This window comes from Trichocoleus sp. FACHB-6 (assembly GCF_014695815.1).
GTDB lineage: Bacteria > Cyanobacteriota > Cyanobacteriia > Cyanobacteriales > FACHB-T130 > Funiculus > Funiculus sociatus.
Window position 1 is genome coordinate 46,931 of record NZ_JACJOY010000096.1, and the last position, 22,233, is coordinate 69,163.

A 22,233-nucleotide genomic window follows, 5' to 3' on the forward strand; every position below is an offset into this window, starting at 1 on the left:
ATCGCCTTGACTGATTACTGTTAAATTAAGTTCCTTCCTCTCAAATTACGCCGAGTAACACTTCAAAATTACTGCGTTTGTAGTTTGAGTTGAAAAACAAAACCGAATTTTTCGCGCTGGGTTCCCTTCCTGAACGCAGCCTACCAAATTCTGATAATCTAATACTTAATGGGCAGGTTCTCATAAACGCTTGATTAAAAATTCCCTCATCAGATGGGAGATAAAACTTTCATCTATCTGTGGTTACATAGCTTGCGATCGCACTAAATAAAATAATCTTTCAATCAAAATTTTCTGCTTGCAACAACCAGAAACCGCTATAAGTCATCCCCGAATCATCAGGTTGCACCAGCAAAAAATGCAATCCTCGGCTTTGTTGTTTGCGCCTTTCAAACATTTGGGCAGAGTCGGCAACTTCTTTATCTTCAAAAGTAGCAACAACCCAACGGTCAACCAATCCAGCTTCTAATATCAAACCATCAGGCGCACCAGCGATGTAGTTGAGAGAAACAGGACGGGCATCTTGTAACCAACGCGCCAAACGCATTGATTGACGACCACCATAAATTGCCACACCGGGAACTGGAACTGTTGACGCTAAACCCAAATTGATAGGTAAGAGAAATTCTGGCATCTCCAGAACTGGAATCGGACGTTCGGCAAAAGCTTCCTCCAAATTCCCAGCAGGAAGCGTAGCAAATCGCCATTGCTCCCCCCAAAGGTTTTCTGGCAATGGCAACGGCGGCGGTTTGTCGAGAGGCGAGAGAGATTGTTGCGCCTCCTGCAACAATTTTTTTAAAGCATAAGTGCGTCGAGTCGGTTCCACCTTAATACCCAACTTTCGCCCCGCCGCCTCAAGTAAAGTCAACGACTGGGGACGAAAAACTTGGATAACATCCGGCAGCTGACCATTAGCAGCTTGTTGCAACTGGTCAGCTAACCAGCTGGCATTCGCTTCCGACTGGGGACATAGCGCCTCATAGGTAAAGCTGCGGCTGGAGTCACAAATCAACAACTCCCACAACACCTGCCCGTTTTCATCCTTGAGAGGACACCGATAAAAATCAGCCTGCCAAACCCGACCCATCTTAATACCTCTTCCTTCGCGGCCTATAGCATCTTTGCGGTTCAAAAAAAAAAGTAGAGTGGACACAGCCCACCCTACTAATAGCTCAAAACTCAGTTAATTCAAACCTCAAGAAGTGAAGTGTGGAATTAAAACGAAGCTGAGACTGGAAAAATCATGCTAGAACACTCGCCATAATTGGTTCAGCACCCACTGAAGTTCCCGGCGCGTACACTTGAGTAACGTAGTCCGCAATCATTCGGTCAGTGTTGAAAAGCGGCGAATTTGTCTTAATCGACGCTTTCATCATCCCAATCCAACGATGGGGAACTCCATTCTCATCTTGGTCATAGTACAAAGGAACAATTTCCTCTTCCAGTAAGCGATAGAGAGATTCAGAATCAATCCGATCTTGCAACTCTTGGTCGCTGGTGTGGGCATCTTCACCAATTGCCCAACCGTTGGTACCTTTTCCATTAGCATCAGCTTGATAACCTTCGCACCACCAACCGTCGAGGACGCTGCAATTGATACCGCCGTTGAAGCAGACTTTCTGCCCACTCGTACCGGAGGCTTCCAGAGGGCGACGCGGGTTATTTAGCCAAACGTCAACACCTTGCACCAGTTTTTGTCCTGTGTAGATGTCGTAGTCTTCAACTAAGGCAACTCGGTTGAGAATATCTGGGTGCTTGCACCATTCCATCAACCGTTGGATAATCCGCTTGCCTTCTTCGTCGGCGGGGTGGGCTTTTCCTGCAAAGACGATTTGCACAGGTTTTTCCAAATTGCCAAAAATCCTCAAGGCGCGTTCTGCATCCCGCATTAGCAAGTCACCCCGCTTGTATGGGCTGAAGCGCCGGGCAAATCCGATAGTTAGCACGTTGGGGTCTAGCAGTTTGTCGGCGGCATCAATGCGGAATTGTTCTTCACCGCGATTTTGCCTTGACATTTTCACCTTAGCGCGGGTGTGGGCAATCAGGCGCTCTTTGAGAACTTGGTGCCGCCACCAGATTTCTTCATCGGGAATTTCGTCTACTTTTTCCCAAGTCTTGGGATCAACCATGCGGGTTGACCAATCTTCACCCAGGTACTGGGAATACAAATCGCTAATTAGGGGTGCTGTCCAAGTACGCGCATGGACACCATTGGTAATGTGAGCAATTGGTACTTTGTCTTCTTTGCGATCTGGGTAGAGAATATTCCACATCTTGCGGGATACTTCGCCGTGGAGTTCGCTAACGCCGTTGGCAGTGCGACACATCCGCAAGGCTAAGACGGTCATGCCGAAGGGTTCCCAAGGATCGCCTAGCCGTCTTGCACCGAGTGCCAGGAATTGTTCGCGAGACAAGCCTAGCGTCGGCCAGTAGTGGGCGAAGTAAGAATCCATCAGGTCTGAGGAGAAGACATCGTGACCTGCGGGAACGGGGGTATGGGTGGTGAAGACACAAGCTTCGCGCACGTCAGCTTCGATATCATAGAAAGACTTGCCGCTACGCTGAATTTCTTGCCGCGCTATTTCCAAGGTGCAGAATGCCGCGTGACCTTCGTTCAGGTGATACACGGAGGGAGTGATCCCCAATGCTTTCAGCGCCCGGACACCGCCAATTCCCAGCATTACTTCTTGGGCGATGCGCGTTTCTTGGTTGCCACCATACAAGTGTCCCGTTAGCCAACGGTCTATCGGGTCGTTGTCATGGCGATCGCTATCGAGTAGGTAAAGTTTAACTCGCCCGACTCGCGCTAACCAAATTTGTGCTTTGACTATGCGTTGCCGGATTTCCATCTCAATTGTGATGGGTTCCCCTTGCTGATTTTTCATCAACTCTAGGGGCATCTGGTCAAAGTGATTGTCAACATAGTAGTCTTCTTGCCAACCACCCCGATTTAACCGTTGTCGGAAGTAACCTTGGCGGTACATTAAGCCGATGCCTACCATTGGCACGCCTAAATCTGAGGCAGATTTGAGGTGGTCGCCTGCTAAGATTCCTAAGCCGCCGGAGTAGATGGGTAAGGATTCGTGGATGCCAAATTCGGCGCAGAAATACGCTACTGGTCGTTCTGGGGAGATTTGCGGGGCGACGCGACTAGCCCAAGGCGATTTTTCTGCCAGGTAGCGGTCAAGTTGATCGGCTAGTGCTTTCACCCGCTTGATATATGCTGGTTCTTTCGCTAGTTGGGTGAGTCGCACGTAGGAGGCAGATTCCAGAATGGCGACGGGGTTGTGTCCGCAGCGCTGCCATTCGTCGGGGTTGATATTCTGGAATAGGGATGTGCGATCGCAACTCCAACTCCACCAGTAGTTGTATGCCAAATCTGCTAGTCGTTTCAGTGGGAATGGTAGCTTTGCTCGCAGCGTCTCAATTGTTGTCATAAATTCGATTTAATTCACGGTAGCAGGCTTATTCTTCACGAGAAACGAGAGTGAAGATAGGTTTCAGATTAGGCCAATCCCGATCTCGTTATTTCTCGTTCGGCTCACACTCAGATACTGATTCGGGATAGGAGTATTCACGGTTGAGAATATAACCGTATCAGGAATGAGTTATAGCTTGCCAAATTTACCAGGACAAAAAGTTATTTTTTACACTGTTTATTGTTTTTTAAGGCAAATTTAAGATACTTTACATAAACTAATCTGATTTTTCAGCAATTTTGTCCTTGCTCATGGAAGGGAGAAGGAGGAATCATGAACCTCAACGCCGCGCTGGTGGGATCTACGCTTAGGACACCAAGGAAGGAAACAACGGAAAGAAAAGTAGTTCTACATAAGTGCTGGGGCATTTGCAGTTAAATTGGTATTAGGGATAAAACCCTTACCTTTTTCCCAATTACCCTTTACCGCTGACTATGAACCCTGCCCTGACTCAATTTGGCGATCAGATGTCTCGTTTAACTGGTGTTCGCGCCATTATGAAGGACATTATTGAAACTTTGCAAGCAGGTAGTGGGCAGGAATTTATCAATTTAAGCGCTGGAAATCCGGTGATTTTGCCGGAAGTTGAGCAATTGTGGCGCGACTATACCACAGAATTGCTGTCCAGTTCAGATTACGGCGAGGTAGTTTGCCGTTACGGCTCAAGTCAAGGATATCAGCCTTTGATTGACGCTGTGGTTAAGGATTTTAATCGTCGCTATGGCTTGAAGTTAACTGCTCGGAATGTATTAATTACTCCAGGCAGCCAAACTCTGTATTTCTTTGCTGCTAATGCCTTTGGGGGTTACACTACCAGCGGCGAACTCAAGCAAATTATTCTCCCGTTGAGTCCAGATTATACGGGTTACGGTGGGATTACTTTGGTGCCAGAGGCGTTATTTGCCTATAAGCCTGCTTTGGATATTGATGCCCCTGCTCACAGATTTAAGTATCGCCCGGACTTTAGCCAACTGACTATTACTGAGAATACTGGTTGCGTTTTATTCTCCCGTCCCTGCAATCCTACGGGCAATGTGCTGACAGATGATGAGGTTCGCAAGATTGCGGCTTTGGCTGCGCCTTACAATGTGCCTGTGTTGATAGACTCTGCGTATGCGCCACCATTTCCGGCATTAAATTTTACAGAGATGACCCCGTTGTTTGGCGATAATATCCTGCACTGCATGAGCTTATCGAAGGCGGGTTTACCGGGAGAGCGGATTGGCATTGCGATTGGGGATGAGCGGATGATTCAAGTGCTGGAGTGTTTCCAGACTAATATGTGTATCCATTCGTCTCGGTATGGACAAGCGATCGCGGCCCGTGCGATTGAAAGCGGTACTCTTGCAGATATCGCTACAAATGTGATTCGCCCATACTATCAGAAAAAATTTGATGTAGTAGAAAACACTTTAGACAGTTCAATGCCCAAGGATTTACCTTGGTTTTTGCATCGCGGCGAAGGCGCAATCTTTGCTTGGTTGTGGTTGGAAGATTTACCAATTACTGACTGGGAATTCTATCAGCAACTTAAACAGGTGGGTGTAATTGTTGTACCCGGTAGTTCCTTCTTCCCCGGTTTGCGAGAAGAATGGGCGCACAAGCAACAGTGTATCCGCATCAGCCTCACGGCTACAGATCCGGAAATTGAAACTGGGATGCAGCGTTTGGCTAAGGTGGTAGAACAGGTTTATCTGAAGGCAGCACTAAGTTAAAAATAATCTTAGCGAGTTTCTACTTTTAGCTAGGCGTATTTCTACTATCCGTAGTTTCGACTATTCCTTTATCAAAATTTCATAAATATGCCAAAAAGGACGGCTAATTTAAAGATTAGGTAAAACTAGCTCTTGAGAAAAAACCGTATGGGCAACTTCTGCGTACTCTAGAGCAGGACGATTGGAAAGCTACGTAGATTTACGCTGCTTTACAGGGTGGTCTAAATTTCGCTCTCCAGCTTTGAGAAATTATCAGGAGATATTCCCATGAAGTTTAATAAGTTTGGTACAGTCCTCAGTGCGATCGCAGCAGCAACAGTGTTAAATTTGCTTGATGTTGCCACAGCTGCGGCAGCAACCCTCCAGCTAATCGGTTTAAACGACAGTAACACCCTTGTTTTCTTCAATAACAACTTTTCTCAGGTCAAGAAAACTGTTGGTGTCACTGGAGTTGATGGCACCTTGCTAGGCATTGACCTTCGTCCAGCTGACCGTCAGCTCTACGGTATCTCCAGCACTAACAAAATCTACACCATTGACTCCTCCACCGGTGCCGCAACTTTTGTCAGTACACTCTCCCTTCCCTTCGGTGGAGGAATCGAATCAGGAGTGGACTTCAACCCAGTAGTAGACCGCCTACGGCTTGTGGCTAGCAATGACCAAAACTTCCGCCTCAACGTGGATACAGGTGCTGTTGCAGATTTTGATCTCCTTACTCCAGGTACTCAACCAGATAGAAACTTAGCTTATGCAGCTGGAGATGCCAACGAAGGAGCTAACCCTAGTATCACAGCTGCGGCTTACACTAATTCGTTCGCGGGAGCGCCCTCCCCAACTCGGACAACTCAGCTGTTTGGGATTGATGCCAACCTTGACACCTTAGTTTTGCAGAGCCCCCCTAACAATGGGACTCTAACGACTATCGGTTCCTTGGGCATTGACTTTGGTTCCACCGGAGGCTTTGACATTTTCTCTCCTGTTAGTGGAGTGAATACTGCCTATGCAGCTTCCGGTTCCAATATCTACAACATCAATTTGACTACTGGTGCTGCTACAACTTTGGGGACGTTCAGTAGTGCTGATTCTGGCAATATTGTCGGTCTTGCTGCTACCCAAGTTCCTGAACCTGCTGTTACTAGCTCTTTAATTGGGTTCGGTCTTCTTGGCTTATTCCGTCGCCGCCGCAGCGTTAAGTCGCTTAGTTAGTATAGTTTGGGAGAATTAGGAGTTATTAGTTTTAAATTAATAACTCCTAATTTTTTTTTAAAGTCTTAAGAGAGAAATGTTATAATATCAATTGATGGTAGACAAAATTGCTACCAAAACTAACTTCAAAATTATAATATTTTAATAGGTAAGAAGTAGAGAAAGTTGGAATTGATAAGCAGCTCGCCTAAAGAAAATTTCTCATCCGATGACTGGCTAGAAGTCGGTACAATTGTTGCAGCACAAGGGTTGAAGGGCGAGTTACGAGTTTATCCTGACTCGGACTTTCCGGAACGCTTTGAGGAACCCGGAGTGCGTTGGCTGTTGCGGCCGGGGGAAACGGAACTACAACCAGTCGAATTAGTGACAGGACGATATATTCCTGGTAAAAAAATATACGTCGTGCAACTGATGGGCGTAGATGATCGGAACCAAGCCGAGGCGTTGCAAGGTTGTAAGTTACTGGTGAGGGCAAGCGATCGCCCAACCCTGGAAGAAGACGAATTTCATGTTATGGACTTGATTGGTTTGGAAGTGATTAACCAACCCACCGGAGAAAATCTTGGTGTTGTGGTGAATGCGATCGCTGCTGGTAACACTCTACTAGAAGTGAAGCGGCACGAGCCACCAGTTCCCGCAGTTGAGGAAACGGATAAACCTAGCAAAGGGGAGATCACCAGAACCAGTAAAATCAAAAAAATCCGCTCCAAACCGCCACAGCCAATAAACCTCTTGATCCCGTTTGTGAAAGAGATTGTGCCAGTGGTAGACTTGCAAGCCGGACGAATTGAGATTACGCCGCCTCCGGGATTGCTGGACGTTTAGGTGCCTAATCGATTAACTTCTTCCCAATGGGAAGAAGTTAATTATATTTAGATGTCAAAGCGCGATCGCATTCCCAAAATGAAAAATGCCGCTCCAGAGAACGACATCGCTAAGTTGTTCCATGTTTGAATCAGTCAAACACTGCTAGAAAGTTACCAAAGCGCTCTCACAGGAGCTGTATTTTCCGTAGCAGCTGGTGCAGTATCAACAGGCTCAGTTATTGTAGGTTCGGTCTGAGTGTTGGTAGGTCTGGTAACTGGTCTAGTTTCAATTGTCCGGCGCTGTTCAATCACTTCTTGCCGACGGATTCTATTGGTGCGGGTAGAATCTGTAGTTCCCTCTTGCTCCGTTTGCATTTGATCCATCTGCTGTCCGGCTGGATTCATCTGCATTTGATTCATCTGCTGCCCAGATGGAGTCATTGGCGTTTGGTTCATCTGCTGCCCAGATGGAGTCATTGGCGTTTGGTTCATCTGCTGTCCAGCCGGAGTCATTGGCGTTTGGCCTGGGGACTGTGTTGAGGCTGGTGATTGCGCGATCGCTGGAAATACTGATACTCCGGAGAGCAACAGTGTTAACATCGTACCTGTCATTACTTTCGTTTTTTGAAGACGCATTTCACTCTCTCCTCGAAAATATTTTAGTAACAAAGCCAACTATCGGTACAAATCCTATTCAACAATGAATTGATTCATGGCATAGTTAATCTTCCAAATACTAGCCATCTTTGTTTTAATGGAAATCTACCTGAATGTATAGGTCATTAGTAGTACAAATATTAATCGCTTAGTTTTAAAAAAACTTACCGATGGGATAAATTAGGGATAAAATTAAATTTGTCTGCTTTTGTTTGATTTATTGGCTGTGAAGCAAGATTTGATAGTAGTCGTAGAGTAGAGGCAAGAAATGGCAGCAATTATTAGAGGCAACTCGCTACTTCAAAGTTTAAAACTTTTCTATTTAAGTGTAACAATTGTAGCGCTATCACTGGGACAACAGGTTTCTGCCCAAGTGACAACAAAAGAAGGTGCAGCAACTACTAACGAGGGAAATCCTCCTCTGGAATTGTCACCTGTTACAGAACCAAAATTGCCTCCTTTGGGTTCACCATCTCTATATCTTCCTATTGAGGAAGCGTCCCCTACAAGTACCCTAACCGATACTCAGTTGGTGATCAAATTAAGCGATCGCAAGGTCTATGTGTATCGAGATAAGCAGGTGAAAGGAAGTTATCCAATTGCTGTTGGTAAAGCAGGTTGGGAAACACCTACAGGCACCTTTAAAGTTATAGCAATGCAACGCAATCCATCTTGGGAACATCCCTGGTCTGGTAAAGTCATCCCTCCTGGGGCAGATAATCCTTTAGGAGCTAGATGGATAGGTTTTTGGACTGACGGAAAAAATTTTATTGGATTTCATGGAACGCCTCAAGAACAGCTAGTGGGACAAGCAGTTTCTCACGGATGTATCCGAATGCGAAATAAAGATATTTTAGCTTTGTATGCACAGGTAGCTATTGGGACACCTGTAGTAGTAGAACGTTAGTTGGCGACAGGGGACGGAGGATTTCTTCGTTCCCTGTATCGCCGAAGGGAACCAGGAAATATGTTCAGTGGCAAGTTTTTAGAATAGCGCGATCGCGTCCAGCTGCTTTTGCCTCATAAAGCGCTCGATCAGCGGTATGAATCAGCTCGACGGGGGAATATTCAGGAAGAGGAACCACAACGGCGACCCCCAAACTCAAAGTAATGTATGGGCTTATTGGGGATTTGGGATGAAAAATCTGCAATTCTCGGATGCGATCGCGTATGTCCTGTGCTACTTTCAGCGCTCCTTGGGTCTTAGTGTAAGGCAAAATTACCACAAATTCTTCGCCTCCATATCGAGCCACTAAATCCGCAGGACGCTTCAGTATCTGACTAATAGCAGCGGCGACCAATTGTAAACAACTATCTCCCGCTTGATGACCATAATTATCATTATAAAGTTTAAAAAAGTCGATATCGCACATAATCAAAGCTAGCGGTGCTTTTTCCCGTGCCAATCGCCGCCACTCTCGCTCAAGATATTCGTCAAAACGACGACGATTTGCCACCTGAGTTAAGCCATCTAAGCAAGCTAAACGCTGTAACTCATAGTTTGCTTCCTCTAGCTGTTGATATAGTTGTGCTTGTTGGATAGCGATCGCTATCTGAGTCGTCAGCTGTTGCAGCAAATTAACTTCAAACGCTTGCCAAGTCCGTATTGAACTACATTGATGAGCAATCACCAATCCCCAAACAGAAACGCTATTAACTTGGGCTTTTTCAGTAACTAAAGCCGATATATTGGCATCTTTACTAGGGATTTGTGACTTGTGATTGGGGATAGAAAATTGTTGAGCTGGGAAATTTCGCCTCTCTATCCTAGTCCCTACTTCACAGTTTCTAATTCCTTCATTAGAACTTGAGCCAACCGATTCCAGAACCAGAGGCGATATTAGTTCAGCCTTTACCTCTAAGCGTTGCAAAAATGCCACCAAGCAAGGTTCTACCTCATTCTCCAGGTTGTCGATTACGCGAACCTGTCCGTTTTTATAACGTTCGTAGCAGCTTTGTGGAAAAACGTCCTCATCAAAAGTTTGTCCTAGAAGACTAGGCAACTCAGGAACCACTGCTTCTGCGATCGCATTCCCCCTTTTTCCAGAGCAAATGCGATAAATGAAAACGCGATCGCATTCCAGTAATTGCCGCACCTCTGTGACTGCGGTGTTAAGAATCTCCTCCAAATTCAGCGATTGGCGAATTCGTTGGGTAATAGCTGCTACCAGTCGTTCTCGCTGTGTCTGCTGGCGGAGTGCTGCTTCTGCTCGCACGCGATCTGTGATATCCAGAGCTAGGGAGGCAAAGCCCATCACTTCTCCATTGGGAGCCACTAAAGGCGTGTTATACCAATCACAAATAATAGCTCTACCATCTTTGGTTATATTCTCGTTAGTGCTGCGATTACCACCCTTACCTGTTAGCAGATTAGTATAAATTTTATCGACTTGTTCCCTGGCATTGTCAGACACAATTATTTCACATGAACTACCGATAACTTCACGTTTTTTATAACCAAAAATTGCTTCGGCGGCCGGGTTCCATTCCACAATTTCAAAATTAATATTCCATTCGATTACAGCTAGCGGGGTTTGCTGTACGTGGAGAGAAAGTTTCTGTTCTGATTTCTTTAGTGCTTCTTCCGCAGCAATGCGATCGCTAATATCGCGAGTAACACATAATAGGGATTCTACACAACCATCTGCCGAAAATTCAGGTGCTATTCTAGATTGATAATGTGCTAAGCCATCGGGTGTTAAAAATTCAAACTCTATCTTACTTTCGCAGCCTGTTTCCCAGACTTCCCACATCGCTTTTTCCCAGAAAGATACTACATCATCAGGCATACCCAACTCTCGATTAGTTTTCCCAATGAATGCCTGGGGAGAAAGCCCAGAAGCCTTTCTAGCCGCTGGGTTTACGTAGAGATGACGCAGTTGTTTATCAAACCGGGTAATAATATCAGGGGCGTTTTCAGCTAACGCTCTAAATTCTTGTTCGCGTCGGTGTAACGCTTCTTCTACTTGCTTACGTTCGGTGATATCGCGGATAATAGCTAAAACTTCCTCTTCCCGACCTTGAGAACAGGTGACGATTCTAGCTTCACATTCGCGCACGCTGTCGTTAATGATAATCTGACATTCCCAAGTTTGAATTTCGCCAGACGAGAGCGATCGCTCTATATAAGTCATCCCTTCTTGTGCTACCTCTGGCGGCAAAAAATCCCACAGGGTTCTACCAACCAATGCCTCTGGAACGACTAACATAAAAATGTCTTTCGCTGCTTTGCATTCCAAAATTTGGCCTTTCTTACTAACGCGCATCATTAAATCTGGTAGAGCATCGAGAAGGGCGCGATTTTTAGCTTCGCTTGCTCTCAAGAATTCTTCTACTTGCTTGCGTTCCGTGATGTCAAAACACGAGCCAATATAACCCTCGAAGCTTCCATCTCTCCTAAAGCGAGGAACACCTTTATCCACAACCCAACGATACTTTCCATCTGCACGTTTTATGCGGTATTCTATCTGGAAGCACTGACGTGCAGCAAAAGCTGACAGGTACGTATCCAGCCGAATTTCTCTATCTTCCGGATGTACGTTTAGAACCCAATTATTGCCTAGTTCCTGTTCCAGGGTGCGTCCAGTAAACTCCAGCCAACCTTCATTGAAAAAGTCACACAATCCATTGGTGTCAGATGTCCACAATAACAAAGGCGCGCTATTGAGAAGCGATCGCAAGCGCTCTTCACTTTCCCGCAAAGCCTGCTCCATAGCTTTGCGCTCGGTGATGTCAGAATAGGCGATAGCAACTCCATAATTTTTTAGAATAATAGGAGTAGCCGTAACATTGATCCAGGTGATTTCTTTATTATTTTTTACAACCCCCATTTCTATATTTTCAACAGTTCGATTTTCAGTTAATGCTTTCACAATAGCAAATTCGTTTGTTGGCATTGGCGTACCATCAGGACGAACAATTTTCCATTCTTCGCAGTCATAAGTTCGATTGGTATGTTCTACAGAAGATATACATAAAATCTTTTCAGATGCTTTATTGGCTTCAATAATATTTCCAGCTTTATCTGTAATGGAAATTCCCAGAGGAAATGTCTGAAACAGAACTTTGTATTTTTCTTCGCTTTCTTTTAATGCTTCTTCAGTTTGCTTGCGCTCGGTAATATCTCGTCCTACTGACTGGAACTCTACCAATCCCTGCTGGTCAAATATGGCGCGATCGCTCCACTGGTGAGTGCGAATTTCACCATTAGAAAGTATGACTTTATGTTCAATCATCGCCACCGGGTTTTCTCGACTCAAAGCGGCGAAATGCTTTGCTACCCTTTCTCTGTCTTCTTCTAAAATGTATTGCATAAAGTCATCGCCAATTATTTCCTGGCGCGGCTTGCCCAAATAGCGACAGCAAGCCTCGTTGACGAAGGTAAACTTTCCTTCAGGTGAAAGCCTGACAATTAGTTCAGTTTGATCCTCAACAATGTTGCGGTAGCGAACTTCGCTCTCCCGTAGCGCTAACTCAGTTCGCTGGCGATCGCATTCTTCAATTGCCAGAACCACCATTTGCGCGATCGCGCAAGCAAAATTCTGCTCATCTAACGCCCACTCCCGAACCGTCCCCGTCTGTTCATAGCAGATTACCCCATATCCAGAAATCGGCGCATCCAACATGGACGTAATGCCCAGCTCCAGATACGATCCCAACTCAGATGTACGCCGATCGTTACGAGCATCGCTAGCTGCAATCACGCGCTTTTGTTTGATCGCAGCGAAGTAATTAGGATAGTCCGCCGCCGCCAATTTCATCCCGTTTGAATGGCAGTTATTCCCCAATTCATACAAGTCAGCACAGCAAATCTGGGAACAGTCTTGATTGTAAAACCAAACGCTCACCCGCTCTACACCAAGAGTCCGCGCTGCCACCTCTGTAATTTCCCGCAACGCCACTTGTAGTTCCCCATATTTCCGACTTGCCAGTTCCAAAAGTGCTGTCTGTTGGCGTAGGAGCCGATGTTCGCACTCTTGAGAAGCTTGTTCTGCAAGCTTGGCGCGAGTAATGTCGCTTCCATTCACCAATAGCTTTTGGCGACTGCCATCTGGGTTGAAAAGCGGGGTTTTTTTGATATCAAATACCTTTATCTCCCCATCGCCATCTTGAATCACTTGTTCGCTATGGCTGACAGTTCCTTCACGCCAAACTGTCTCATCGCAGGCAGCACAAGCTAAAATAGCGGCCCGACTTTTGTCATCAGTGTATGCAGCTAGTTCTAAGCTTGTCTTACCTTGATAATCTACTCCTAATAACCGAAATAGCTTTATTGTGTAGTTATTTGCCATCAACCAGCGTCCCTGGTTATCTTTAACGACAATAAAGCCGGAAGCAGCGTTAATTAGGTTATAAAGCAAGATGTCTTGGGTTGGCTGCATATATGCCTTATTTTTGATTGATAATGTCTTAAATTGGCAAAGTTTTACCTCTAGTTTTGTCTACTGCCAATATCCAGAAGTAATTAATTTTAAGCAAGTTATTTGCCTGAGTGGAAAAATTGAGATTTATTACAATGACTTCCCAAAAGCCAGAAAAAACTTATAATATAAGCGCCGAAAACTGTAGTTGTTTATTTATATTTTAGTATTAGGATAATTCAGAAAAACTACTACAAGTATAGTTTATGTAATAAATTAAAATAATTGTAGGTGTGGTTGTAGCTTGCTTGGGCGTAGTGGTATGACAGCGCAACCCAACAAATGATTATAGTTGCTGAGTAAGGTTTAGTTAAAATGGTAGAGTACGGAAGCCTCAAACGCCACGCACTACGGGCGCGGTAAACAAAGCAGCACCAGGTAGTCCAACCTACGAAGTTACACTAAGGGCAGCAGAATCTCAAATTCAGTACCGCTGCTTACAGGGGATTCTATGCTTTCATTTCCGGATACTTGTGATTCAGCTTCGTATAGGCGATCGCTAACGGTAGGCGATTTTTCTTGGGAGACCCTGCGCGAACGCATTTTAAATTCTCCGCCGTGCTTTGCTGTCACGATTTCATAACTTAGCGATAAACTGGTTTCTTTAGTAGCACGTTTTTGCACAGAAAAAGATTCAAGAATTTGCTGCTGTAATTCCGGAGACATTCCCGGCCCATTATCAGCAATCAGAATAGAAACCCAGCGAAGATCGCAGATTCCCGGATTAGGATTAGTAAAAGTCCGAGAAAACACCTTTGTAGTGATTTCAATACGAGGCTTTTGTATGGCATCTGCTGCTGGCATTCCCCCTTTAAACTCTTGGGAATACTTCTCTCGCACTGCCTGCTCAATCAACGCATCAATGGCATTTGTGAGAATATTCATAAAAACCTGGTTCAGTTGCCCAATGTAACATTGGACTGGAGGTAAATGTCCATAATTTCTGATAATCTCAATCTCGCTGGTCAGACGACTTTTTAACAACAAAAGAATACTATCTAAATTAGCGTGTAAATCAGCAGGCTTAGGATAAACATCATCAATATGGCAAAAGTTTTGCAACCCAGATACCAATTTTTTTAAGCGTTCTGCTCCTGAGCGGATGCTGCCAATTGCTCTGGGAAAATCTTGTTGGATAAAATCTAACTCAATATCTTCTTTTAGGTCAGCAATTTCTTCAGGCGGAACAGTAAGATACGCTGCATAAGCAGACAGCAATTCTAGTAAATTATCGCTGTAGGTTGAGACATAAGTTAAGTTTCCCCAAATAAAGCTTACTGGATCTAAAATTTCGTGTACTAATCCATCCACCAAACGCCCCAAACTAGCCATTTTTTCACTTTGGATCATCTGCGCTTGGATGCGTTCGTATCGTACTTGAGTTTCTATTCCTCTAATTTGCCAGGAAACAAGGTTCAATTCCTGAACATCTAACAAACGATAGTCAGATGCTCCCACTTGTACCACGATTGGTTCTGCTCGCAGTTCAGGCGATCGCTTCAGTGCCTGCTGCGTTGCTGTCAGAATTGGCGTACTATCGGGAAGCACTAAAACCTCAGAGCGATCATACCTGTAGATAACTTGCAGGGGTTTGTGCAAAAATAACTCTAGCCGATGAGGACGAAGCAGGCACTCCAAGAGCCGTCGCCGCGAAACCATACCTGCAAACTTACCCTGTTCTATCAGGATTGCTCCAGGTAGCAGGGGATGCTTCTCAAAAATGCGGGCGACATCTACACCCTGGCAGGTGGTTTTAACTTGAAAATTGTACAGGGGTAACTCTCTCAGGGCTGATTGTGTAGAGAGATCGCGATCGCTCCCCTGAGACAAGGATGGAGGTGAGATAAATCCATTTGATACCAACACACAACGCCCAAAATGCAGTAGAGAAGCTGGATTCAGCTTATTAACATAGATTATCATCTCCCGCAGCCTTTCACCTGTACTTTGGGCTGATTCCAACTACTTTCGGGAAATATTTTCTCTACAATTATTTTTTGGTACGTTAGTTCTAACCTGGGGCGTTGCATGAGGCCAGGCTTATATGCCTGCGTTACATATAGTTGGCGCTACTGCCGATTAAACAAGCGGCAGCAGGATCTCAAATTCCGTGCCGAAGCTTGGTTGTGAATCTTCCATGCCGATTGCGCTGTTTAGATGCTCTAAGGTCGCTATCTTTGCAGCCACTTTGCTAAGGCCCTCCCCTACAGTATGGGAGGAGACGCTATTAGCAGCGTACAACCGAGACGGGGAGGGGCTATTAGCCGCATTCCAGCGAGGCGATCGCACAAATAATTTACCTCCATGCTTTTGCGTAACAATTTGATTACTTATAGCCAACCCCAGCCCTGTCCCCTTACCTACTGGCTTTGTGGTAAAAAACGTCTCGAAAATCCGCTTTTGAATCTCCGGCTCAATTCCAGGCCCATTATCCGAAATCTTAATTACTACCCATTCAGAATCTTTGGTTTCTAAAACTTCAGTTGTAATTTGGATCTGGGGTTGCCAATCTTTTGCTGGGAGGAAATTGGGATGAGCGTTTTCCTTACTTTTTGCTTCCCCTAAAGCATCAATTGCATTGCTGATAATATTCATAAACACCTGGCTCAGTTGTCCTGAGTAACAACTTACAAGCGGCAAATCCCCATAATTTTTAATCACTTCAATGCCATTTTTTAGGGGATTATTTAAAATTATTAGGGTACTTTCAATACATTCGTGCAAATCAACGGTTTGACGCTTATTTTCATCCAAGTGAGAAAAGTTTTGTAGACCGCTAACGATTTTCGTCAATCGCTCCGCGCTCACTTTCATACTTTCTATTAACTTTGGCAAATCTTCCAAAAGGAAATCTAGTTCAATTTCTTCTTTTATATCAGCAATTTTAGCTGATCTATTTGGTTCTGTTTCATAAGCTGCCACTAACTGCATCAAGTCTTGACAGTAAGTTGACATAAATGCGGAATTACCATTAATGCAGTTAACCGGATTTTTAATTTCATGGGCAATTTCAGCAACCATCCGCCCCAAAGTCGCCATTTTTTCTGCTTGCAACATTTGGGTTTTGGTTTGCTCATCCAAAAGCTGAGTTGTCAGTTCGTGAATCTGAGACTGAGCTACCAGTAATTGATGTACGTCTAATAACCGATACACTCCCGCCAACTCTACTACAATCGGTTCATTTAGTAACTCAGGTGGACGCTGCAAAGACAATTTTGCTGCCGTCACAATTAACGTATCGCCTGGTAGTTTTAAAAAATTTGTTCCTGCAAATTCATATAGCGATTTTAGAGAGCGTTTTAAAAATAGTTCCAGCCCATAAGGGCGGCTCATTTGTTCTAAAAATCGCCCCCGCGAAATCATCCCCATAAATTTATTTTCTGTGGTTAAAATGACTCCCGGCAACAGCTTGTTAACTTCAAACCTCTGAGCAACTTCTTTGCCCTGGCATGAGGCTTCTATTTGAAAATCGTATAGTAACAGCTCTTGAAGGGTTGACTCCAAACTCAGCTTTTTGGTAGCCAATTCCGGTAATATTGATAATTCAGGCTTGGACTTTTGCGAACTAACCATAAGATACCTGAGTTAGTTATTTCAATTTTTTTAATAATATCGTATTTTTACGATAGCACTCAATTTTGCTGATTTGTATTATAAAAATTCTTCTGACAATATTTATTCACTTTTAATGTAGTCTAAAATTTTTCTTAATTAAATCTTAACTTGTAAATCAATTTTATTTTCTGTAGATTAAAATATAAAGTTTTTTCTGAATAAAATTCAAGTCTAACTATCTATATAGTTATTAAATAAAATATTTTTTTGCATTTAATAAATTGGCGATGGCTTAAATAACGCCTGGAAATACTAAAAGCTGCATACGCTAACGCGATCGCGTCCAGTCTGCTTTGCTTTGTACAGCATCTCGTCAGCTGCCGTAACCAGCATTGATGGTGAGAAAGCTGGACTGGGAAAACCGATGGCAACACCTAAACTGACGGTGACGTACTCGCTAACCTCTGAACAAGCATGGGGAATTTTCAAAGCTTTGACTGCCTGTTGAATAGATTCTGCAACATGAACCGCACCAGCAAGCGGCGTGTGCGGCACAATTATGGCAAATTCTTCCCCGCCATAACGTGCTACCAAATCTTCAGGATGCTTCACCGTTTGCTCAATGGCAGCAGCTACCTGCCGTAAACAGTCATCACCTGCTTGATGACCGTAGGTATCGTTATACTTTTTGAAAAAGTCAACATCGCACAGAATCAGGCATAGCCCAGAACTATTTTCCTGCATCTGTTGCCAGCAAGAAAGGAAATACTCATCAAAACGGCGACGGTTGGCAACCCCAGTTAAGCTATCAGAACTTGCCAGGTGTAGTAACTGTTGGTTTGTAATTGCCAGCTGGTTGTAGAGTTGAGTCACCAGCTGGGTTGCCAATTCATGAATTTGCGCCTGAGCTAGCAGTAATTGATGTACATCCAATAAACGGTAAACTTGCGGTGCGACCTCTACCACAATCGGTTCATCAAGTAACTCAGGGCGTCGATCTAAAGACCGACGGGCCGCCGTCACGATCGGTGTTTCCCCTGGAAAAGTTAACATCTCCGTTTGAGCAGCTCGGTATAAACACTCAATCGGTCGCTGAGAAAACAATTCTAACCCGTAGGGACGACTCATGAATTCTAAAAATCGCCGCCGGGAAATCATCCCAGCCAAACGACCTTGCTGGTTTAAGATGATGCCTGGAAGGAGAGGATTAGCTTTGAAAGCCCCAGCCACCTCCCTGCCGATTTTATCGGTTTCAACCTGACCATCGTGCAGTGATAGTTCCTGAAGCGTGGATTGTAAGGATAAATAGCGATCGCTTACCTGGAGTGACAAGGGCGGTGCTCCAAGGGCATTCATGTCAGGTTGCGCTACATAACTGATATCCAGTCTTAAAGCTTGAGCCTGATTCATAAATGTTTTATAAATATCTTACTGTCTTGAGTAAATTTACAGTGTAATCAGAAATACATCATCAGCAAAAATGCTGAAATTACTCAAAATTACCTATAAATTTGTAATCTAGAGAACCAGCATTTCTCTTTGTTTGAGGAAAATACTTATACGTTTGGGATGTTGAAAGAAACAATTGAAACAATTGCAACAATACCTCGTCGAATACCACATTCATCAAATCAACAGTAATTACCGCTAAAATGGCTTGGCAGCCGCAAAAAGCTAGAAAAGGCTACTCACGACCAACAGCATGAATCAACTGCACAACGCTTTCACCTTGTTTTTAAGTTTGCTAGTAGAGGCAATGCCTTTCTTGCTAGTGGGGGTTTTGCTCTCCGGTATACTGCTGTTGTTTATCGATGAGCGGAAGCTGATTGGTGCCATGCCGAAGAACCCAATTTTAGGGGCTTTTGTGGGCAGCTGTGTAGGCTTCTTGTTTCCAGTGTGCGAGTGCGGTAATGTGCCAGTAGCGCGGCGGTTGCTGATGCAAGGGGTGCCATCACCAGTAGCGATTGGGTTTTTGCTGGCAGCGCCAACAATCAATCCGATTGTGATCTGGTCTACCTGGGTGGCATTTCGAGATCAGCCGGAAATTGTCGTGTTGCGGGTAGTATTTTCGTTAGCGATCGCAACCATCATTGCTTCCGTATTCAGCATTCAGAGTAATTTGAAACCAATCCTGCAACCAGCGATCGCTTGCGCCATACCCCGTCCCCAATCAAAATCAAGACAGGAAGATAACACCCCCACCTTGCTACAATCGGGAACGTTTTGGCTGGGACAGTCTGGGCCGGTGCAAATGGATGCCGTTGCTCTTGGCAACACAATGGCGGGTAATATAAGCACAAAACCGCTACCCTACAAGCTGCGGATGTTGCTAGATAATACAGTGCAGGAGCTGCGGGAACTGGGAGGCGTGTTAATTTTGGGAAGTGCGATCGCAGCGGCTATTCAAGTACTCGCACCCCGCGAACTTATCCTAAGTCTTGGTCAAGGGCCAATTACCTCCATCGTCGCCATGATGGTATTGGCTGCACTGGTGTCGATTTGTTCAACCGTAGATTCCTTTTTTGCCCTCTCCTTTGCCTCAGCTTTTACCAGTGGATCTTTACTAGCTTTTCTGGTATTTGGCCCGATGATTGACCTCAAAGGCATCGGATTGATGTTATCAATTCTTAAACCCAGAGCAGTATTCTATCTCTTTGGACTCGCTGCCCAACTGACTTTCATCTTTACCTTGTTGTATACCTACTTTTTCTGATGTCAGGGGGCTGGTTGTACTGGTTGTACTGGCTAAGAGTGCTTCCAACTCCCAATCCCCAATCCCCAATCCCCAATCCCTAGTCCCCCCTTGACCAATGACCAATCAACCAAAGCTTATTTCCCAAAAATTTATCATCCCTAGCTTGGATGTCTTGGCACTCTTGGCGTGGGGAATATTGCTGCTAAAATACCGGATCACAGGGGAATTATACTTACTGATTCACGAAGATTATTTCTGGCTGGTGATTGTAACTGGTATATCTTTGTTAATCTTGGCGGTATTGAAAGCTGTACAACTGCTCCAAGAACTGTTTAATGGTAGGGAGCGAAATCGGACTGTAGCGGTTCTTCAGCATATCACCTTGTTTCCCCCTGGATGGAGTAGCATTTTGCTGCTAGTGACAGCCATATTGGGTTTAGTAATTGCCCCCCGCGTGTTTACCTCTACAACAGCACTAGAACGGGGTGTTACTGAATCAATTAGCTTTACCAGATCGCATCCCAAAGCATTTACTTCCTCAGTACGACCGGAACAGCGATCGCTAATTGACTGGGTTCGGACGCTGAACTTCAACCCCGAACCCGACGCCTACACAGGTCAGAAAGCCAAAGTTCAAGGATTCGTGGTTCATCCACCAGAACTACCGCCAGAATACCTGTTAATATCCCGATTTATAATTACCTGCTGTGCAGCAGATGCTTATCCAGTAGGGTTGCCCGTAAAATTGATTGAAAATCGCAATGCCTATATCCCCGACACTTGGTTAGAAGTCGAAGGTGAGATGATTACCGAAACCTTCCAAGGTAAACGCCAACTCACCATCAAAGCAAATTCACTTAAAAAAATAGACCCACCAAAGAATCCCTATGATTATTAACTATTTGGATTGTTTGTTGTCTATTGGCGTTTGAACGTTATCAGGTTACAAAGCGGCTAGAACCTGATAACGTTTCAACTTGATAACTGGACAACTCTTAAGATGACAACTGACAACTGACCAATGACTTCCAAACAATTTCTTCAACCAATTGATCGCCTTGCCTTAGCGCTAATGCTAGTGCTGAGTCTGGTAATAGGGCTAATGTTGTGGGGTGGCAATGCCTGCGGCAGTGGCACCAATTGCCTTTTAGTCACCGGGCCTCGTGTGCGAGATTTCAGCTGGCAGAGAAAACAAGTAGGTGCTGATGATCCTTCCTTCATCCTCACCTTTAGCCGCCCAATGGATCGTGGCAGTGTGGAAGCAAATCTGCGTATTGAGCCATCTTTGCCGGGAAAATTCAGCTGGGCAGGACGGAAAATGTCTTATACCTTAACTTCCCCAGCGCCTTATGACACAGCTTATAAAGTAAGCTTAGAGGGGGCAACCGAGCGCATAGGAACGAGTCGTGTAGGAAGGGAAATGCAACCGTTTACGGGAGAGTTTCGCACCCGTGATCGCGCTATGGTTTATCTGGGAATTGAGAAGGAAGAACAAGGGCAATTAATCCTCTACAACTTTACTCAAAATAAAAAAATAGTTCTGACACCTAAAGACCTGGTAGTAATGGACTTTAAGCCTTACCCAGATGGCGAAAAAATATTGTTTTCTGCCACCGATTCGAGGAATAATAAACCAGGCTTGTCGGAACAACAAATTTACAACGTAACCACGGGAATAAGTTCTGATTCCGGAAAATCCAACGAAGACTCACCGCCAGCAGGCAGACTGAACGTAGTTTTAGATAACAAAGATTACCAAAATCTCAAATTTGACTTGTCTGCGGATGGGGAAACAATTGTTGTGCAGCGCGTGAACAGCAAAAATCCCGCAGAATTCGGACTGTGGGTAGTGCGAAAAGATGCTCCACCACAACCTTTGAAAAACCAACCGGGAGGAGAATTTTTGATAGCGCCAGATAGTGAGACAGTCGCGATCGCTCAAGGAGAAGGTATCGCCATTCTGCCACTCACCCCAGCCGCAAAGCCGTTGGATTTTCTGCCGAAATTTGGTTTAGTGCTAGGGTTCGCCAGAGATGGATCGGCAGGCACTTTCGTTAAATTCAACACAGATTACACGCGATCGCTTTTTCTGGTCACTAACTCTGGCGTACAGAAAGAACTCCTGCGGACAAACGGCTCAATTCTGGGTTGCGAATTTGCTCCCCAAAAGGAGATACTCTACTGTCTGCTAACACAGCTACTCACTGGAATAGATTACCAAGAACAGCCTTACATTGCCGCAATTGACATCAAAAATTCCACAAATCCTCTGGATGCAAATGCCGTGAAGCCGCTGTTGCTATTGCCCACCCAGCGCGACATTCACATGAGTTTGTCACCAGATGGGTTAGCGCTGCTATTCGATCAAGTTGTCACCTCCCCCGGAATACCCCCCACAGCGGATGGTTTGAGAACAGATGAAGGGCAAGCGATCGCTACCAGTAACCTCTGGCTGCTTCCCCTAACCTCCTCAAAACCAGGGGAACCCCGCACCCAGATGCAACCCGAACAGCTACCTTTACCAGGCTTACAGCCCCGATGGTTGCCGTAAAAGGGACTGGGGGCTAGGGACTAGGGGCTGGGGACAAGGAGAAATTTTTTCTCGCCATATCCTTGTTCCCAGGCTGCAATCACAAAGAACGCTTGCACTATCGGTGAGGCTCTTCGCCCCACTCTTAACATTCCCTGGCCGCAGCCCAG

Annotated in this window: 14 protein-coding genes; 7 read left to right on the plus strand and 7 right to left on the minus strand. The window is 45.0% G+C overall.

The features are described from left to right. Positions 1–280: 280 nt before the first annotated feature. A complete protein-coding gene (locus H6F66_RS18570; protein WP_190424024.1) occupies positions 281–1,087 on the minus strand; it encodes a Tab2/Atab2 family RNA-binding protein in 807 nt (268 codons plus the stop codon). A gap of 154 nt (positions 1,088–1,241) precedes the next feature. Further along, complete coding sequence (gene glgP, locus H6F66_RS18575) at positions 1,242–3,437, minus strand: alpha-glucan family phosphorylase (protein ID WP_190424026.1); 2,196 nt, start codon at positions 3,435–3,437, stop codon at positions 1,242–1,244. 476 nt (positions 3,438–3,913) lie between these two features. Between glgP and H6F66_RS18580 the strand changes: the two genes are divergently transcribed. The 3 genes from H6F66_RS18580 (at position 3,914) to rimM (ending at position 7,225) form a co-directional block, all read left to right on the plus strand. Beyond that, complete coding sequence (locus tag H6F66_RS18580; RefSeq protein ID WP_190424028.1) at positions 3,914–5,194, plus strand: valine--pyruvate transaminase; 1,281 nt, start codon at positions 3,914–3,916, stop codon at positions 5,192–5,194. 267 nt (positions 5,195–5,461) lie between these two features. Further along, positions 5,462–6,400, plus strand: a complete 939-nt coding sequence (locus H6F66_RS18585) for a DUF4394 domain-containing protein (protein ID WP_190424030.1) — start codon at positions 5,462–5,464, stop codon at positions 6,398–6,400. 171 nt (positions 6,401–6,571) lie between these two features. Beyond that, a complete protein-coding gene (gene rimM / locus H6F66_RS18590; protein WP_199295277.1) occupies positions 6,572–7,225 on the plus strand; it encodes a ribosome maturation factor RimM in 654 nt (217 codons plus the stop codon). A gap of 152 nt (positions 7,226–7,377) precedes the next feature. Here the strand turns inward: rimM and H6F66_RS18595 are convergent, their stop codons facing one another. After that, positions 7,378–7,842: a hypothetical protein gene (locus tag H6F66_RS18595; protein WP_190424032.1), complete on the minus strand. Its 465-nt coding sequence runs from the start codon at positions 7,840–7,842 to the stop codon at positions 7,378–7,380. A gap of 289 nt (positions 7,843–8,131) precedes the next feature. Here H6F66_RS18595 and H6F66_RS18600 point away from each other — a divergent pair, with 289 nt between their 5' ends. Further along, positions 8,132–8,770: a L,D-transpeptidase gene (locus H6F66_RS18600; RefSeq protein ID WP_190424033.1), complete on the plus strand. Its 639-nt coding sequence runs from the start codon at positions 8,132–8,134 to the stop codon at positions 8,768–8,770. Between the two features lie 64 nt (positions 8,771–8,834). Here H6F66_RS18600 and H6F66_RS18605 read toward each other — a convergent pair whose 3' ends face one another. From H6F66_RS18605 to H6F66_RS18620, 4 genes are all read right to left on the minus strand, one after another. Continuing rightward, the gene (locus tag H6F66_RS18605) at positions 8,835–13,244 is read right to left on the minus strand and encodes a PAS domain S-box protein (protein ID WP_190424035.1); all 4,410 of its coding nucleotides are present in this window, start codon (positions 13,242–13,244) and stop codon (positions 8,835–8,837) included. A 435-nt stretch (positions 13,245–13,679) separates the two neighbouring features. After that, entirely contained in the window at positions 13,680–15,206 is a 1,527-nt protein-coding gene (locus H6F66_RS18610; RefSeq protein WP_190424114.1) for a HAMP domain-containing sensor histidine kinase, read from the minus strand. 156 nt (positions 15,207–15,362) lie between these two features. Further along, positions 15,363–16,856, minus strand: a complete 1,494-nt coding sequence (locus tag H6F66_RS18615) for an ATP-binding protein (protein WP_190424037.1) — start codon at positions 16,854–16,856, stop codon at positions 15,363–15,365. A 294-nt stretch (positions 16,857–17,150) separates the two neighbouring features. Further along, positions 17,151–18,248, minus strand: coding sequence for a GGDEF domain-containing protein (locus tag H6F66_RS18620; protein WP_199295268.1), 1,098 nt, complete (start codon positions 18,246–18,248; stop codon positions 17,151–17,153). A gap of 292 nt (positions 18,249–18,540) precedes the next feature. On the opposite strand from H6F66_RS18620, the gene H6F66_RS18625 reads away from it, so the two are divergent. From H6F66_RS18625 to H6F66_RS18635, 3 genes are all read left to right on the plus strand, one after another. Beyond that, entirely contained in the window at positions 18,541–19,551 is a 1,011-nt protein-coding gene (locus tag H6F66_RS18625) for a permease (RefSeq protein WP_190424039.1), read from the plus strand. Between the two features lie 97 nt (positions 19,552–19,648). Further along, positions 19,649–20,431 carry a TIGR03943 family protein gene (locus H6F66_RS18630; protein WP_190424041.1) on the plus strand — a complete coding sequence of 261 codons (783 nt, stop codon included), beginning with the start codon at positions 19,649–19,651 and terminating at the stop codon, positions 20,429–20,431. 123 nt (positions 20,432–20,554) lie between these two features. Next, complete coding sequence (locus H6F66_RS18635) at positions 20,555–22,084, plus strand: Ig-like domain-containing protein (RefSeq protein WP_190424043.1); 1,530 nt, start codon at positions 20,555–20,557, stop codon at positions 22,082–22,084. Positions 22,085–22,233 lie beyond the last annotated feature (149 nt).

Excerpts from the sequence above, each read along its gene's own strand:
- H6F66_RS18570 (WP_190424024.1), bottom strand. The coding sequence starts at position 1,087 with ATGGGTCGGGTTTGGCAGGCTGATTTTTATCGGTGTCCTCTCAAGGAT.
- glgP (WP_190424026.1), bottom strand. The coding sequence starts at position 3,437 with ATGACAACAATTGAGACGCTGCGAGCAAAGCTACCATTCCCACTGAAA.
- H6F66_RS18580 (WP_190424028.1), top strand. The coding sequence starts at position 3,914 with ATGAACCCTGCCCTGACTCAATTTGGCGATCAGATGTCTCGTTTAACT.
- H6F66_RS18585 (WP_190424030.1), top strand. The coding sequence starts at position 5,462 with ATGAAGTTTAATAAGTTTGGTACAGTCCTCAGTGCGATCGCAGCAGCA.
- H6F66_RS18595 (WP_190424032.1), bottom strand. The coding sequence starts at position 7,842 with ATGCGTCTTCAAAAAACGAAAGTAATGACAGGTACGATGTTAACACTG.
- H6F66_RS18600 (WP_190424033.1), top strand. The coding sequence starts at position 8,132 with ATGGCAGCAATTATTAGAGGCAACTCGCTACTTCAAAGTTTAAAACTT.
- H6F66_RS18605 (WP_190424035.1), bottom strand. The coding sequence starts at position 13,244 with ATGCAGCCAACCCAAGACATCTTGCTTTATAACCTAATTAACGCTGCT.
- H6F66_RS18610 (WP_190424114.1), bottom strand. The coding sequence starts at position 15,206 with ATGATAATCTATGTTAATAAGCTGAATCCAGCTTCTCTACTGCATTTT.
- H6F66_RS18615 (WP_190424037.1), bottom strand. The coding sequence starts at position 16,856 with ATGGTTAGTTCGCAAAAGTCCAAGCCTGAATTATCAATATTACCGGAA.
- H6F66_RS18620 (WP_199295268.1), bottom strand. The coding sequence starts at position 18,248 with ATGAATCAGGCTCAAGCTTTAAGACTGGATATCAGTTATGTAGCGCAA.
- H6F66_RS18625 (WP_190424039.1), top strand. The coding sequence starts at position 18,541 with ATGAATCAACTGCACAACGCTTTCACCTTGTTTTTAAGTTTGCTAGTA.
- H6F66_RS18630 (WP_190424041.1), top strand. The coding sequence starts at position 19,649 with ATGACCAATCAACCAAAGCTTATTTCCCAAAAATTTATCATCCCTAGC.
- H6F66_RS18635 (WP_190424043.1), top strand. The coding sequence starts at position 20,555 with ATGACTTCCAAACAATTTCTTCAACCAATTGATCGCCTTGCCTTAGCG.